At 65.0% G+C, this 14,710-nt stretch carries 12 protein-coding genes; 9 read left to right on the top strand and 3 right to left on the bottom strand.

Annotated elements, in window-relative coordinates; genetic code table 11:
• Window positions 1-230 precede the first annotated feature (230 nt).
• The 6 genes from QSV36_RS06185 (at window position 231) to QSV36_RS06160 (ending at window position 6,510) form a co-directional block, all read left to right on the top strand.
• On the top strand, window positions 231-533 hold the full coding sequence (locus QSV36_RS06185; protein ID WP_289130847.1) for a DUF3649 domain-containing protein: 303 nt from the start codon (window positions 231-233) through the stop codon (window positions 531-533).
• Window positions 530-2,107 carry a PepSY-associated TM helix domain-containing protein gene (locus tag QSV36_RS06180; RefSeq protein WP_289130846.1) on the top strand — a complete coding sequence of 526 codons (1,578 nt, stop codon included), beginning with the start codon at window positions 530-532 and terminating at the stop codon, window positions 2,105-2,107. Before QSV36_RS06185 ends, QSV36_RS06180 begins: the two co-directional genes overlap by 4 nt.
• A complete protein-coding gene (locus QSV36_RS06175; protein WP_289130845.1) occupies window positions 2,107-2,433 on the top strand; it encodes a DUF3325 domain-containing protein in 327 nt (108 codons plus the stop codon). The genes QSV36_RS06180 and QSV36_RS06175 overlap by 1 nt, the downstream gene beginning before the upstream one ends.
• Window positions 2,434-2,437: 4 nt before the next feature.
• Window positions 2,438-3,004, top strand: a complete 567-nt coding sequence (locus QSV36_RS06170; RefSeq protein ID WP_289130844.1) for an RNA polymerase sigma factor — start codon at window positions 2,438-2,440, stop codon at window positions 3,002-3,004.
• On the top strand, window positions 3,001-3,984 hold the full coding sequence (locus QSV36_RS06165; RefSeq protein ID WP_289130843.1) for a FecR family protein: 984 nt from the start codon (window positions 3,001-3,003) through the stop codon (window positions 3,982-3,984). The genes QSV36_RS06170 and QSV36_RS06165 overlap by 4 nt, the downstream gene beginning before the upstream one ends.
• Window positions 3,985-4,119: 135 nt before the next feature.
• A complete protein-coding gene (locus tag QSV36_RS06160) occupies window positions 4,120-6,510 on the top strand; it encodes a TonB-dependent siderophore receptor (RefSeq protein ID WP_289130842.1) in 2,391 nt (796 codons plus the stop codon).
• A gap of 28 nt (window positions 6,511-6,538) precedes the next feature.
• Here the strand turns inward: QSV36_RS06160 and QSV36_RS06155 are convergent, their stop codons facing one another.
• Window positions 6,539-7,414 (bottom strand): helix-turn-helix domain-containing protein, encoded by an 876-nt coding sequence (locus QSV36_RS06155; protein ID WP_289130841.1) that lies wholly within the window; start codon window positions 7,412-7,414, stop codon window positions 6,539-6,541.
• A gap of 264 nt (window positions 7,415-7,678) precedes the next feature.
• Here QSV36_RS06155 and QSV36_RS06150 point away from each other — a divergent pair, with 264 nt between their 5' ends.
• The gene (locus tag QSV36_RS06150) at window positions 7,679-8,581 is read left to right on the top strand and encodes a DMT family transporter (protein WP_289130840.1); all 903 of its coding nucleotides are present in this window, start codon (window positions 7,679-7,681) and stop codon (window positions 8,579-8,581) included.
• 132 nt (window positions 8,582-8,713) lie between these two features.
• Here the strand turns inward: QSV36_RS06150 and QSV36_RS06145 are convergent, their stop codons facing one another.
• Together QSV36_RS06145 and QSV36_RS06140 are read right to left on the bottom strand one after the other, a co-directional pair.
• Entirely contained in the window at window positions 8,714-9,688 is a 975-nt protein-coding gene (locus QSV36_RS06145) for a 2-hydroxyacid dehydrogenase (protein ID WP_289130839.1), read from the bottom strand.
• A 177-nt stretch (window positions 9,689-9,865) separates the two neighbouring features.
• On the bottom strand, window positions 9,866-10,813 hold the full coding sequence (locus QSV36_RS06140; protein WP_170032535.1) for a LysR family transcriptional regulator: 948 nt from the start codon (window positions 10,811-10,813) through the stop codon (window positions 9,866-9,868).
• A 191-nt stretch (window positions 10,814-11,004) separates the two neighbouring features.
• Here QSV36_RS06140 and QSV36_RS06135 point away from each other — a divergent pair, with 191 nt between their 5' ends.
• Complete coding sequence (locus QSV36_RS06135) at window positions 11,005-12,534, top strand: efflux transporter outer membrane subunit (RefSeq protein ID WP_289130838.1); 1,530 nt, start codon at window positions 11,005-11,007, stop codon at window positions 12,532-12,534.
• Entirely contained in the window at window positions 12,531-14,708 is a 2,178-nt protein-coding gene (locus tag QSV36_RS06130) for an FUSC family protein (RefSeq protein ID WP_289130837.1), read from the top strand. The genes QSV36_RS06135 and QSV36_RS06130 overlap by 4 nt, the downstream gene beginning before the upstream one ends.
• Window positions 14,709-14,710 lie beyond the last annotated feature (2 nt).

The following is a 14,710-nucleotide window of genomic DNA, read 5'->3' as shown; positions in this document are numbered from 1 at the left end:
AATCCTTATTCAGCTTGCTCGCATGGAGACGCGCCTAGGCCTTTGAGACCCTTGGAAATTCTGCGTCTCTTGACTCTAAGGTCAGGCAACGGCGAAACGAATTCAAGCCCTTTTTGAAAATAAATTTCTTGTTGCATGAAGGGCCACAGCTGACCACGCAGCGCTGAGTCTTTGCTTGTGAGAATTGAAATCATTATTATTGAAAGCCCGATAACGCCCGACCGTTCGCCATGACGCGTAAAACCGCCAGCCTCCCGCTCAGCTATCGCCTGGCCGTGACTTCACGCAGCCTGGCTGCCTTGCTGGGCGGGAGGCTGGCGTCGATGGCCAGCGTCTGCATTGCTCTGGTAGCGCCATTGCCGCAGGTCGATGCCACACTCACAGGCCTGTTGCTGTCATTCGTCTTCTACCTGCTGGCGTTCATCTGGTGCTTCGCCTGCCGCAGCGCTTTGCGCGCCTGGCTGGGTGTGTTGGCGCCCACTGTGCTGCTGAGCGCGATCAGCGGCTTGGCCTACTGGATGACAAGCGCATGAAAGAAGGCTTCCGCCAGGCCATGGCCTGGCTGCACACCTGGACCGGCCTGATCTTCGGCTGGCTGTTGTTTGCCATCTTCCTCACCGGCACGCTGTCGTACTTCAAGGAAGAGATCACCCACTGGTCGAGGCCGGAGGTGCGTAGCCAGGCACTGGACCCGACCCATGCTCTGGAGGTGGCCCAGCGTTACCTGCTGGATAACGCAGGTGATTCGGGAACGTGGTTCATCCGCCTGCCCAACGCCCGTGAGGCGGGCTTGAATGCGGGCTACCGCGACGCCAATGGCGGGCCACGTGGCTTTGTCAGCCAGACCCTCGATACCCAGACCGGTGAGCCGCTGCAGGCACGTGACAGCCGCGGTGGCGAATTCTTCTACCGCTTCCATTTCCAGCTGCAGATGCCGCACCCTTATGGCCGCTGGCTGTCGACGTTCTGCGCATTCATCATGTTGCTGGGGCTGGTGACCGGCATCATCACCCACAAGAAGTTCTTCAAGGAATTCTTCACCTTCCGCCCAGGCAAGGGCCAGCGCTCCTGGGTGGATGGGCACAACGCCATCGGCGTGCTGGTGCTGCCGTTCCACCTGATGATCAGCTACAGCAGCCTGGTGCTGTTCATGTACATGGTCATGCCGGCGGGCATCATGGCCAGCTATGGCAATGACACTGGCAAGTACTTCAACGACCTGTTCGGCCGCAACGATGCGCCTGCGCCAGCCCATGTCGCCGCACCGCTGGTGCCGTTGGCAGGCCTGTACGCCAGGGTTCAGGAGCTGCAACCAGGCGCGCGTATTGGCGATATCCAGGTGCAGAACCCGGGTGACCGCAATGCCCGCGTAACCTTCACCCAATCGTCGGCCGACCACGTCGCCTACCGGCGCAGCGCCAACTGGACGTTCGATGGCACCACGGGTGCGCTGATGAGCCAGGGCAAGCCGGAGAGCGGGGTGATGATGGCCGCGTTCAGTTTCGCCGGCCTGCACATGGGCAATTTCGCCGGGCCCTGGTTGCGCTGGCTGTATTTCTTCTTTGGCCTGGCGGGTACCGCGGTGATCGGCACCGGGCTGGTGATGTGGCTGGGCAAGCGTCAGCTCAAGCATGCCGGGAACGAACGCCTGCCGGGCGAGCTGCGCCTGGTCGAGGTCCTCAACATCGCCAGCATGAGCGGACTGCTGCTGGCCGTTGCCGGTTTCTTCTGGGCCAACCGCCTGATCCCGCTGGGGGTGCAAGGCCGGGCCGACTGGGAGGTCAATACCTTCTTCATCACCTGGGGGCTGACGCTGGTGCACGCCATGCTGCGCAGTGGGCACCGGGCCTGGGCCGAGCAACTGGCACTGGGCGCGCTGGCGTTTGCCCTGCTGCCGCTGCTCAATGCCCTGACCACCGGCCAGGGCCTGAACCATTCGCTGCCGGCAAGGGACTGGGCCATGGCCGGTTTCGACCTGACGGCGCTGGCGACCGGCCTGTTCCTCGCCTGGCTTGCCGGCAAGCTGTCGCGTAAGCCGAGGGCGGCTACCGGACGCGCCCGGCGAGCAGCCAGCACGCCACCTGCCGAAACGGCGGGGGCAAGCTGATGGCAGGCATTGCACTGATCACATTCGCAGGCCTGGTTGCCTTGTGCCTGGCCATGCAAAAACACTTCGCCGACTTGCTCGGGCGCAAGCCGCGGCCAGGCCAGCTGCGCCTGTTGCGTGGCGCCGGCTGGTTGCTGTTGCTGGTTTCGCTGGTACTCAGCGTACACCTGCGTGGCTGGGCCCATGGCCTGGTGCAATGGGGCGCGGTACTGATGGCCGGGGCGACCGTGTGGGTATTCGGCCTGCCATACCTGCCCCGGCTGCTGCTGGGCCTGGCCGCTGTCAGCGTGGTGCTGGGGCCGTTGCTCGTGGTGTACACCGGATGACCCGATGAGCGAACAGGGCAACATGTTCGAGCCGGGCACCGACAACGGCGGCGGGCGTGCGCGTTTCGTCGAAGTGTTCCAGGCCCAGCGCGCGCGCATGGAGGCATTGGTCAGCCGTCGGGTCGGTTGCCGGGCCACCGCATCGGATCTGGTCCAGGAGCTGTTCCTGCGTTTCTGGCGCCGCCCCGAGGTCAAGGTCGAAGCCCTGGATACCTATCTGCTGCGCTGCGCCGGTAACCTGGCTATCGACCACTTGCGCAGTGAAGGCAGCCGCGAACGTGTGGTCGAAGCTGCGTTGCCAGCGGATGATGCCCAGGCACCGGAGCAGGCCGTGCAGGTCGACCACGATCTGCAGCGCATCGAAGCCGCCCTGCGCGCCTTGCCTGAACGCACCCGGCAGATCTTTTTGCTCAATCGCATCCATGGCTGCAAGTACGGCGAGATCGCCAAGGCCATGCAGCTGTCCCAGAGTGCTGTGGAAAAGCATATGATGCGCGCCCTCGAGGCGTGCAAGGCGAGTGTGGCCGAGCCCGCGTCCATCCCACGCCGGCCAGGGAGCGCCCGTCGATGAGCCATCTACCGCCGATTACCGAGGCGCAGTCCCAGGCTGCACTGCAATGGCTCAGCCGCATCAACGAGCAGCCTGCGCACGCCGAGGGGGCCGCGTTCAAGCGCTGGCTGCTGAGCGATCCCGCCCACCGTGCCGCCTACGCTCAGGCGCAGGCGCTATGGCGGGCCAGCGGGACCGCTGCGGCGCGCCTGGCTGAGGAAGAACAGCAAGGCCTGCAGCGCTATCTGGATGCCATGGCCCGGCCAGTGGCCAGGTCGCCGTGGCGGCAGCGGTTCGCGGCACTGGCGCTGGCGGCATGCCTGGTCCTGGCCGTGGGCATTGCCGGGGGATGGCAGCCTGGCCTGTGGTTGCAGGAGCTGCAGGCCGACTACAGCAGCGCCGGGCAGCTGCGCCAGGTGATACTGGCCGACCAGTCGCAGGTGACGCTGGATGCACGGAGCGCGATTGCCGTCGAGTTTGTCCGCGGCGAGCGCCGTGTGCGGTTACTGCATGGCGCGGCGTTCTTCCAGGTCACGCATACCGGCGAACCGTTCCTGGTCGAAGCAGCAGGTGGCGAGGTGCGGGTGCTCGGCACCCAGTTCGAAGTCCGTGAGCGGGGCGAAGGCGCGCAGGTCACGGTGCGTAGCGGCCGGGTGGCAGTAAGCCCGGCGCCGGGCGCGGCAAAGCGCGAACTGACGGCCAACCAGCAGGTGGCCTACGCTGCAGGCCGGCTGGGCGACCTTGGGACGGTGGACAGCGACAATCGCCTGGCCTGGCGCCAGGGTTGGCTGAACTACTACCAGGTCCCGTTGGCGCAGGTGGTCGAAGACCTGGGGCGTTATTACCCGGGGCGCATTCTGTTGCTCGACGGCGAACTGGGGCAGCGCAAGGTCAGTGGCAGTTTTCCTGCGACAGAACCGTTGCTGGCGCTGGATTCGCTGGGCAAGGTGATGGGCTTTTCGCGGCAGACTGTGCTGGGACGGTTGACGTTCATCCGATAGTCGCCTGTGCCGGCCTCTTCGCGGGCACCGGTAAAAATATTTTCAAAAGCGGGTGAGGTAACAGGACGTGACATCCGTGTAATGAGTGGAAGTGCGATTCATTCGCAGTCATAACCCTCTCACAGGTCAGCGTCCATGAAGTTCACCCCGCGTTGCGTCCCTCTCTGGCTCGGCCTGTCCGCGCTGCCGGCCCTCGTTTTCGCTCCACTGGCCTGTGCGGCCGAGCAACAGCAGGCGTACGCCTTCGCCCAGCCCGCGCAACCCTTGGCACAAGCGCTCAACGCCTTCAGCCGGACCACTGGCCAGGGCGTGGTCTACACCTTGGAGCTGCCCGGCGCGCAGGCCCCGGCGCTGAACGGCCGGTTCAGCGCCGAGCAGGCCCTGCAGCAGCTGCTGGGCGGCAGCGGGTTGGCCTGGCGTCGCGTCGACGCACGCACCTTCACCCTGGAAGCGCTGGACACTTCCGGCGCCCTCAGCCTGCAGGCCACCACGATAAGCTCGGAACTGGACGACTACAGCTACCAGCCCCCGGCCAGCGCCTCGATCATGCGCGGGCAGGGCCCGAGCCAGGACATTCCCCAGGCGATCAACGTGGTGCCGGCCCAGGTCATCCGCGACCAGGCCCCACGCAACCTCGACGACGCCCTGGCCAACGTCAGCGGCATCACCCAGGGCAACAACTTCGGCGGCACTTCTGACACGGTGATGAAGCGTGGTTTCGGTGATAACCGTGATGGTTCGATCATGCGCGATGGCATGCCGGTGGTGCAGGGCCGCAACCTCAATGCCAGCACCGAGCGGGTCGAAGTGCTCAAGGGCCCGGCGTCGCTGCTGTACGGCATCCAGGACCCGGGCGGGGTGATCAACGTGGTCAGCAAGCGGCCGCAGCTGCAACAGTACAACGCCCTGACCGTGCGCGGCTCGACCTACGGCAGCGGCAAGAATGGCAGTGGCGGCGGCTTCGACAGCACCGGCGCGCTGGGCGACAGTAATTTCGCCTACCGGCTGATCGTCGACCACGAGGACGAGGACTACTGGCGCAACTACGGCGTGCACCGCGAATCGCTGGTGGCGCCGTCGCTGGCCTGGCTGGGTGAGGACACCCAGGTGGTACTGGCCTACGAGCACCGCGAGTTCCTCTCGCCGTTCGATCGGGGCACGGCATTCGGCAACAACGGCCACCCGCTGGACATCCCGGCCACGCGGCGCCTGGACGAGCCATTCAATGACATGGAAGGGCGTTCCGACCTCTACCGCCTGGAGCTCGACCACCAGCTGGCCGATGACTGGAAGCTGCACTTCGGCTACAGCTTCAACCGCGAGACCTACGATGCCAGCCAGGTGCGGGTGACCAAAGTCATTGAAACAAGCGGCACGCTGTCGCGCAGCATCGACGGCACGCACGACGCCATGAGCCGTGACCAGTTCGCCACCCTGAGCCTGGCCGGCAACCTGCAACTGGCCGGCATGCAGAACGACCTGCTGTTCGGCATCGACCATGAGGACCGCAAGATCTTCCGCGGTGACTTGATCCGGCAGAAAGCCCAATCGACCTTCAGCTACGTCAACCCGGTCTATGGTCAGGAGGTGGAGGGCACCACGGTCGGTACCAAGGAAAGCGACCAGACCGACAAGCTGCGCACTGATGCGCTGTTCGCACAGGACGCGCTGCACCTGGATGAGCACTGGATCCTGGTAGCCGGTGCGCGCTTCCAGCAATACGACCAGTACGCCGGTCGCGGGCGCCCGTTCCAGGTCAACACCGACAGCAACGGCCAGGCTTGGGTACCGCACGTGGGCGTGGTGTACAAGGTCGATGAGCAGCTGTCGTTCTATGCCAGCTACAGCGAATCGTTCAAGCCCAACTCGACCATCGCGCCGCTGGTCGGCAACGTGGTGCTGGACGGCTCGGTGGCGCCGGAGGAGGGCAAGTCGTGGGAACTGGGGGCCAAGCTCGACATGCCGGGGCGCCTCACCGGCACCCTGGCGCTGTTCGACATTACCAAGCGCAATGTGCTGGTTTCCAGCCTCGACCAAGGCACGGGCGAGACGCTGTACAGCAATGCCGGAGAAGTGGGCTCGCGGGGTATCGAGCTGGACCTGACCGGCCAGCTCAGCGAGCGCTGGAGCCTGATCGGCAGCTACGCATTCACCGATGCTGAAGTGACCAAGGACCCGGAGCTCAAGGGCAACCGCTTGCAGAACGTGGCCCGGCACAGTGGAACACTGTCGGCGGTGTATGACTACGGCAGCCTGTTCGGTGGCGACCGGCTGCGCCTGGGTGCCGGGGCGCGCTACGTGGGCGAGCGGGCGGGTGATTCGACCAACACCTTCGACCTGCCTTCCTATACCGTCGCCGATGCCTTTGCCAGCTATGAAACCCGGCTCGACGAGCACAAGGTGCGGTTGCAGCTGAACGTCAAGAACCTGTTCGACAAGGTGTATTACAGCTCGGCGGTGAACCAGTATTTCGTGGCTATCGGCGATCCTCGGCAGGTGAGCCTGTCCAGCACCTTTGAGTTCTAGACCAGCCTGTGCCGGCCTCTTCGCGGCTTTAGCCGCGAATGGCCGAACGGTATTCGCCCGGCGTCGCACCGATCGCCTGGCGGAAGCGGTTGCTGAAATGGCTGGCGCTGGCAAAACCGCAGAGCAGGGCAATCTCCCCCAGCGGCATCACCCCCAGGCGCAGCAGCTGGCGGGCCCGGTGCAGGCGCCGGGCCAGCAGGTACTGGTGCGGCGGCAGCCCGAAGCTGGCGCGGAACATACGCGCGAAATGGTATTCGGACAGGTTGCAGCGCACGGCCAGTTCACCCAGGGTAATGGGCTGGTCAAGGTGTGCTTCGATGTAGTCGACCATCTGCCGGCGCAGGTTCGGTGCTAGCCCGCCTTTCATGCGCAGGCCCTGGCGCAGCCCGACCTGGTTGAGCAGCGCATGGTCGACGATCTCGTGTGCCAGGCTGCTGGCCAGCAAGCGCTCGCCAGGTTCGTCCCAGTCCAGGGTGATCAGCTGGCGAAAGCGCGCGGCCTGCTGCGGGTCGTCGACAAAGGTCGCCTCCTGCAGTTGCAGCTCACGCGGTTCGCGGTCGAGCAGGCGCACGCAGCCCAGGGCGAACTGCGCCTCGCTGATGTATAGGTGGGCCAGGCGGATCGCGCCATTGACCACCCAGTTCGATTCCTGCCCGGCCGGCATCACGCACAGCTTGTTCGGCGCGCCCTTGTCGGCCGGGCGCTGGCGGCGGAAGGTGCCAGTGCCGTCGGCGATGTAGCACGACAGGGTGTGGTGGCTGGGGGCCTGGTAGTCGCGGGCATCGTCGCGGTTGTTCCACAACGCTGCCGCCAGCCCGTCGCCCAGCTGTGCGCTCAGCTCCAGCCGGGCGTTGGGCGAGGCGTGCATGGCGTTGAACACTTGCAGTTGGCTGAATGGCGTCATGGGTTGTTCCTCTTGCCAGCCATCCTACTGCGCCTTGGGCAGGCTTACAGCTACCCGTGGGACAAATGCGCAAGTTTATGCAAGCGCGTGGGTGTTCGACAGGAGAACACTGAAATGCCTCGGCGAGGGCTGCGCCCTCGATTCGCGGGTGAACCCGCTCCCACAGGGACCGCGCCAGCCTCGAGAGCAGCGCGGTCCCCGTGGGAGCGGCTTTAGCCGCGAAGCGCCGGGCACCGATCCTGAAAGGCCCAAGGAACCGCCGCCATGAACTTGTCACTCTATCTGCTTACCGTGCTGATCTGGGGTACTACCTGGATCGCCCTGAAACTCCAACTGGGCGTGGTCGCCATTCCGGTCTCGATCGTCTACCGCTTCGCCCTGGCCGGGCTGATCCTGTTCGCCTTCCTGCTGCTCACGCGCCGCCTGCAGCCGATGAACCGCCGTGGCCACCAGATCTGCCTGGCCCAGGGGCTATGCCTGTTTTGCGTCAACTTCATCTGCTTCCTCAGCGCCAGCCAGTGGATCGCCAGTGGCCTGATTGCCGTGGTGTTTTCCACCGCCACCTTGTGGAACGCGCTCAACGCACGGATCTTCCTTGGCCAGAAGATTGCCAGCAATGTGCTCGGCGGCGGCGCCTTGGGCTTGCTTGGCCTGGGCCTGTTGTTCTGGCCGGAGCTGTCCCACCACACGGCCAGCCGCGAGACCCTGTATGGCCTTGGCCTGGCTTTGCTCGGCACCTTGTGTTTCTCGGCCGGCAATATGCTCTCGAGCATGCAGCAGAAGGCCGGGCTCAAGCCGATGACCACCAATGCCTGGGGCATGGTCTACGGCGCAGCGATGCTGGCGCTGTTCTGTGTGATCAGCGGCGTGCCGTTCAGCATGGAGTGGAATGCGCGCTATATCGGCTCGTTGCTGTACTTGGTGGTTCCGGGTTCGGTGATCGCCTTTACTGCCTACCTGACCCTGGTCGGGCGCATGGGGCCGGAGCGGGCAGCCTATTGCACGGTGCTGTTCCCGCTGGTGGCACTGAATGTGTCGGCGGTGGCCGAGGGGTATCAGTGGACGACACCGGCCTTGTTGGGGCTGGTGGCGGTGATGGCGGGGAACGTGCTGGTATTTCGCAAGCCCAGGGCCAGGTTGGCAACCGGGCTGTCGAGGCCTGTGTAGGAGCGGCCTTGTGTCGCGATGGGGCGCGTAGCGGCCCCGATTCAGCTTCTTCGGTGATATTGCCGGGGCCGCTTTGCGGCCCATCGCGGCACAAGGCCGCTCCTACAGGAGTCGCGCCGGGTCAGGCAAGCATCAGCCCTTCCACACCTGCGGGTTGACCAGGTCCCGCGGTCGCTCACCCAGCAGTGCCGCGCGCAGGTTGTCGATTGCCCGGTTGGCCATGGCTTCGCGGGTTTCGGCAGTGGCCGAACCGATGTGCGGCAAGGTCAGCGCATTGGGCAGCTTGAACAACGGCGAATCGCTCAGCGGCTCTTTCTCGTACACATCCAGGCCTGCACCGCGAATGGTACCGTTCTGCAGCGCCTCGATCAGCGCCGCTTCGTCCACCACCGGCCCGCGGGCGATGTTGATAAGGAACGCGCTCGGCTTCATCAATTGCAGCTCGCGGGTGCTGATCAGCTTGCGGGTGGCATCGGACAGCGGCACCACGATACACACGAAATCCGCTTCGGCCAGCAACTGCTCCAGGCTGCGGAACTGTGCGCCCAGCTCTTGCTCCAGCGCGGCCTTGCGGCTGTTGCCGCTGTACAGGATCGGCATGTTGAAACCGAAGTGGCCACGGCGCGCGACTGCGGCACCAATGTTGCCCATGCCGACAATGCCCAGGGTCTTGCCATGCACGTCGCTGCCGAAGTGGGCCGGGCCCACGGTGGCCTGCCAGTTGCCGGCCTTGGTCCAGGCATCCAGTTCGGCGGTGCGGCGGGCACAGCCCATGATCAGCGAGAAACCCAGGTCGGCAGTGCTTTCGGTCAGCACATCCGGGGTGTTGGTCAGGGCGATGCCACGTTCATTGAGGTAGTCCAGATCGTAGTTGTCGTAGCCGACCGAAACGCTGGACACCACTTCCAGCTTGGCCGCGCCTTCAAGCTGTGCCCTGCCAAGCTTGCGGCCGACGCCGATCAGGCCGTGGGCCGCGGGCAGGGCTTCGTTGAACTGAGCGTTGATGTCGCCCAGCTTGGGGTTGGGCAGGATCACGTTGAAATCTTGCTGCAGGCGCTCGGCCATGGCCGGGGTAATGCGGCTGAAGGCCAGGACGGTCTTTTTCATCGGGCAACTTCTCTGCAAGGCGGTGGGGCGGTGGTGGTTTCTTCGCGAGTGAACGCTCCCACAGGTATTGCACAGGCCTGCAAGGCGGTGGCGTACCTGTGGGAGCGGGTTTACCCGCGAAGAGGCCAGGAATGGTTAGCAACCTACCATTGTCCGCCCCTGCAATGCAGCAGCTTTTTAATTGGCGATCAGCACCTGATGGGTTTTCAGGTCCGCCTCGTGCGCCGCGAGGATTTCTGGCAGCGAATTGCGCAGGTACTCGACCCAGGTCTTGATCTTGGCGTCCAGGTACTGCCGCGACGGGTAGATCGCATACAGGTTCAGCTCCTGCAGGCGATACTCGGGCAGCACCCGTACCAGGCTGCCGTCACGCAGGCCGTCGATGGCCGAATAGATCGGCAGCACGCCCACCCCCATGCCGCTGCGAATCGCGGTCTTCATGGCATCGGCGGTATTCACCATGAACGGCGAGCTGGTGATGTTGACCATTTCCTGGCCTTCCGGGCCGTCGAACAGCCACTTTTCCAGCGGGATCACCGGGCTGACCATACGCAGGCAGGCATGCTTGAGCAGGTCGGCAGGCTTGTGCGGCACGCCGTGGCGGGCAATGTAGGCAGGCGAGGCGCAGACGATGCTGTAGGTGATGCCCAGGCGCTGCGACACGAACCCCGAGTCGGGCAGTTCGGTGGCCAGCACGATGGACACGTCATAGCCCTCGTCGAGCAGGTCGGGTACGCGGTTGGCCATGGTCAGGTCGAAGGTCACGTCCGGGTGCGACTCGCGGTAGCGGGCAATGGCATCGACCACGAAGTGCTGGCCGACCCCGGTCATCGAGTGCACCTTCAATTGCCCGGCGGGGCGCGCATGGGCGTCGCTGGCCTCGGCCTCGGCTTCTTCCACATAGGTAAGAATCTGTTCGCAACGCATCAGGTAGCGCTTGCCGGCTTCGGTCAGCGCAATGCGGCGAGTGGTGCGATTGAGCAGCCTAGTTTGCAGATGGGCTTCCAGGTTGGAGACTGCCCGCGACACGTTCGCGGTGGTCGTATCCAGCTGCCCGGCGGCAGCGGTAAAGCTGCCCAGTTGGGCTACGCAACTGAAAGCACGCATGTTTTGCAGGGTGTCCATGGGTCACTCTCGATGTAGAGGACAAAATTGTGTCACGAAGTAACGAAAAAAAGATGAAAAGTTGCCTTCGACCAAAGGCGGATTATCGCTGTTTTGGTAACAAAGATTCGCAGGAATCCACGCTTATCGCCAGTGCTGCCGCCCCCTAGAATTGCCCGGCCCTATCACCTCTTCCTCGGGAATTCGCAGCTGTGCCGCGTCGCATCATCAGAACGCTCAGTGCGTTCAGTGCCTGTGCCCTTGCCCTCACCTTGAGCGGCTGTATCGGAACCTGGGGCATAGCCCCGCAAAGCAAGACGCTGCAAGCCAATACCCTGACCACTGACGCGGCCATACGCGAAGCCGCCAGCGACGCCCACTGGCCCGACCAGCAGTGGTGGCAGGCCTATGGCGACCCTCAGCTGGACCGCTGGGTTGCCCTGGCCGTGGCTGGCAGCCCGAGCCTGGCCATGGCGGCGGCGCGGGTGCGTGAAGCCAAGGCCATGGCTGGTGTGGTCGAGTCGGCAGAGAAGCTCCAGGCCAACGGCCAGGCCACGCTGAAACGTCACAACTGGCCTGAAGATCAGTTCTACGGCCCTGGTGCGTTGTCCGGCGCCAACACTTGGGACAACAACGCCGCCATTGGCTTCAGCTACGCTCTCGACCTCTGGGGCCGCGAACGCAATGCCAGCGAGCAGGCCGTGGACCAGGCGCACATGAGCGTGGCCGAAGCCCGCCAGGCGCAGCTGGAGCTGCAGAACAACGTGGTGCGCGCCTATATCCAGCTGAGCCTGCACTTCGCCGAGCGCGATATCGTCAAGGCCGAACTGCAGCAGCAGGAACAGATCCTGGCCCTGGCCAAGCGTCGCCTGGAGGCTGGCATCGGCACCCACTTCGAAGTCAGCCAGGCCGAAGCGCCGCTGCCGGAAACCCACCGCCAGCTCGACAGCCTCAATGAACAGATCGCCCTGACCCGCAACCAGTTGGCCGCGCTGGCCGGCAAGGGCCCGGGCGAGGGGGCGCAATTGCAGCGCCCGAGCCTGACTTTGGCGGCGCCGCTGAAACTGCCATCGAACCTGCCGGCCGAGCTGGTCGGCCAGCGCCCCGACGTGGTCGCCAGCCGTTGGCAGGTGGCCGCCCAGGCGCGTGGCATCGATGTCGCCCACGCCGGCTTCTTCCCCAACGTCGACCTGGTCGGCAGCCTGGGCTTCATGGCTACGGGCGGTGGCCCGCTGGAGTTCCTCACCGGGCGCAAGTTCAACTACAACGTCGGCCCGGCCATCAGCCTGCCGATCTTCGACGGTGGCCGCCTGCGCTCGCAATTGGGCGTGGCCTCGGCAGGCTACGACGTGGCCGTGGCGCGCTACAACCAGACCGTGGTCGGTGCGCTGAAAGACATCTCCGACCAGCTGATCCGCCGCGAGTCGATGCAGCAGCAGTCGCACTTTGCCGCCGAGTCGGTCGCTGCCGCGCAAAAGACCTACGACATCGCCATGGTCGCTTTCCAGCGCGGGCTTACCGACTACCTCAACGTGCTCAACGCGCAAACCTTGCTGTTCCGCCAGCAGCAGGTGCAGCAGCAGGTGCAGGCCGCCCGCCTGATCGCCCATGCCGAGCTGGTCACCGCCCTGGGTGGTGGCTTGCAGGCTGGCCATGACGTGCCGCAGGCACAGCGCCAGGCGGCACCGGAAACCCCGGCCACCCTGGCCATTTTCAACAAGACGCCGGACCACGCCGAATGAGCACCTTCAGTTTGCCCGTGCGCTGGCTGCAGAGCCTGGAATGGCGCCGGGGCTTCTTTGCCTGGGCGCGCACCGACGGTGTGACCTGGGTGTACATCTTCAAGGTGCTGACCGCCGCGTTCATCACCCTGTGGCTGGCCATGCGCCTGGAACTGCCACAACCGCGCACAGCGATGATCACCGTGTTCATCGTGATGCAGCCGCAAAGTGGGCATGTGTTCGCCAAGAGCTTCTATCGGGTGCTGGGCACCTTGGCTGGCTCGGCGATGATGGTGGCGCTGATCGCCATCTTTCCGCAGAACACCGAGCTGTTCCTGCCCAGCCTGGCCGTTTGGGTAGGCCTGTGCTCGGCCGGTGCCATGCGCTACCGCACCTTCCGCGCCTATGGTTTCGTGCTGGCCGGCTACACCGCAGCGATGATCGGCCTGCCGGTGCTGCAACACCCTGACCAGGCATTCATGGCGGCGGTGTGGCGGGTGCTGGAAATCGCCCTGGGCATCCTGGTGTCGACCTTCGTCAGCGCGGCGATCCTGCCGCAGTCGGCCAGTGCCGCCATGCGCAACGCCCTGTACCAGCGCTTTGGCGTATTTGCCGGGGTAGTGGTCGAAGCCTTGCGCGGCGACAGCCAGCGCGACCGCTTCGAGACCAGCAACGTGCGCTTCGTCGCCGAGGCAGTGGGCCTTGAGAGCCTGCGCAACGTCACCGCGTTCGAAGACCCGCACATGCGCCGACGCTCTGGCCGGCTGGTGCGCATGAACAGCGAATTCATGGCCATCACCACCCGCTTCAATGCCCTGCACCGGTTGCTGGAGCGCCTGCGTGCGCGTGGCCCGCGGCAGATCGTCAGCGCCATCGAACCGGGCCTGGACACCCTGGTGGAGTTGCTGCAACCCTACGTCGGCCGGGCGCTGACCGATGCCGACGCGTTGCGCCTGACATTGGAACTGGCGGCCTACAAGGAAGGCCTGCAGGCGCAGGTGCGCAGCCTGCGCGCCGAGTACCTGGCGACCGAGCCGAGCGAGGCCGACCTGCTCGATTTCCACACGGCTTTCGAGCTGCTCTACCGCTTCGTCGACGAGATGTACAGCTATGCCGAGACGCACGCCTCGCTGGCCGCGCACCGGCACCAGCGCGAACAATGGGACGAGCCCTATGTGGCGCAGACCAGCTGGCTGGTGTCGCTGGCCGCTGGCCTGCGCGCCTCGGCGGTGCTGTTGCTGCTGGGCAGTTACTGGTTGCTCAGCGATTGGCCCAGCGGGGCCATGATGACCCTGATCGCCACGGTCACCGTCGGCCTGTCGGCGGCTTCGCCCAACCCCAAGCGCATGTCGTTCCAGATGGCCTGTGGTACGGCGATTGGCGCCTTCGTCGGCTTCTTCGAAACCTTCTTCGTGTTCCCCTGGATCGACGGTTTCCCGCTGTTGTGCATGGTGCTGGCGCCGGTGTTCGTGCTCGGCGCCTTCCTCTCGTCACGCCCGGCCTATGCCGGCTACGGCATCGGCCTGCTGGTGTTCTTCGCCATCGGCTCGGTGCCGAACAACCTCACCGTGTATGACCCGTACAGCTTCATCAACGACTACATCGGCATGGTCATCGGCATGTTCGTCTGCGCGGCGGCCGGGGCAATCATCCTGCCGCCCAACAGCCGCTGGCTGTGGAGCCGCCTGGAGCAGGAACTGCGCGAGCAGGTGCTGTTCGCCATCAGTGGTCGCCTGCGCGGCCTGGGCTCGGCCTTCGAGAGCCGCACGCGTGACCTGCTGCACCAGGCTTATGGCCTGGCTGCCGGCAAGCCGCAGGTACAAAGCCAGCTGATGGGCTGGATGTTCAGCGTGCTGGAGATCGGCCACGCGGTCATTGAGCTGCGCAAGGAACAGGCCCGCGCGCCGGTGCACCCGGCCTACGCCGAGTCGCAACCCTGGCGCCAGGCCATCCGCGTCATGGGCCGCGCCCTGGCACGGCTGTTCCTGCAGCCCAGCGCCAGCAACCACGAACGCGCCCTGGTGGCGGTGGACCACGCCATTGCCCGCGTACAGGCCACCGACGAGCCGTTCGCCCGGCACTTCGACACCTCGGTACTGCGCCGCGCGCAAAGCTACCTGCACTTCATCCGTTCATCCCTGCTCGACCCACAGTCGCCACTGGCACCGGCGAAAGGACTGCACCGTGCTCCGTGAAA

Source organism: Pseudomonas sp. BCRC 81390, from assembly GCF_030341915.1.
Classification (GTDB): Bacteria; Pseudomonadota; Gammaproteobacteria; order Pseudomonadales; family Pseudomonadaceae; genus Aquipseudomonas.
This window is presented reverse-complemented; position numbering and strand designations above follow the sequence as displayed.

Excerpts from the sequence above, each read along its gene's own strand:
- QSV36_RS06185 (WP_289130847.1), top strand. The coding sequence starts at position 231 with ATGACGCGTAAAACCGCCAGCCTCCCGCTCAGCTATCGCCTGGCCGTG.
- QSV36_RS06180 (WP_289130846.1), top strand. The coding sequence starts at position 530 with ATGAAAGAAGGCTTCCGCCAGGCCATGGCCTGGCTGCACACCTGGACC.
- QSV36_RS06175 (WP_289130845.1), top strand. The coding sequence starts at position 2,107 with ATGGCAGGCATTGCACTGATCACATTCGCAGGCCTGGTTGCCTTGTGC.
- QSV36_RS06170 (WP_289130844.1), top strand. The coding sequence starts at position 2,438 with ATGAGCGAACAGGGCAACATGTTCGAGCCGGGCACCGACAACGGCGGC.
- QSV36_RS06165 (WP_289130843.1), top strand. The coding sequence starts at position 3,001 with ATGAGCCATCTACCGCCGATTACCGAGGCGCAGTCCCAGGCTGCACTG.
- QSV36_RS06160 (WP_289130842.1), top strand. The coding sequence starts at position 4,120 with ATGAAGTTCACCCCGCGTTGCGTCCCTCTCTGGCTCGGCCTGTCCGCG.
- QSV36_RS06155 (WP_289130841.1), bottom strand. The coding sequence starts at position 7,414 with ATGACGCCATTCAGCCAACTGCAAGTGTTCAACGCCATGCACGCCTCG.
- QSV36_RS06150 (WP_289130840.1), top strand. The coding sequence starts at position 7,679 with ATGAACTTGTCACTCTATCTGCTTACCGTGCTGATCTGGGGTACTACC.
- QSV36_RS06145 (WP_289130839.1), bottom strand. The coding sequence starts at position 9,688 with ATGAAAAAGACCGTCCTGGCCTTCAGCCGCATTACCCCGGCCATGGCC.
- QSV36_RS06140 (WP_170032535.1), bottom strand. The coding sequence starts at position 10,813 with ATGGACACCCTGCAAAACATGCGTGCTTTCAGTTGCGTAGCCCAACTG.
- QSV36_RS06130 (WP_289130837.1), top strand. The coding sequence starts at position 12,531 with ATGAGCACCTTCAGTTTGCCCGTGCGCTGGCTGCAGAGCCTGGAATGG.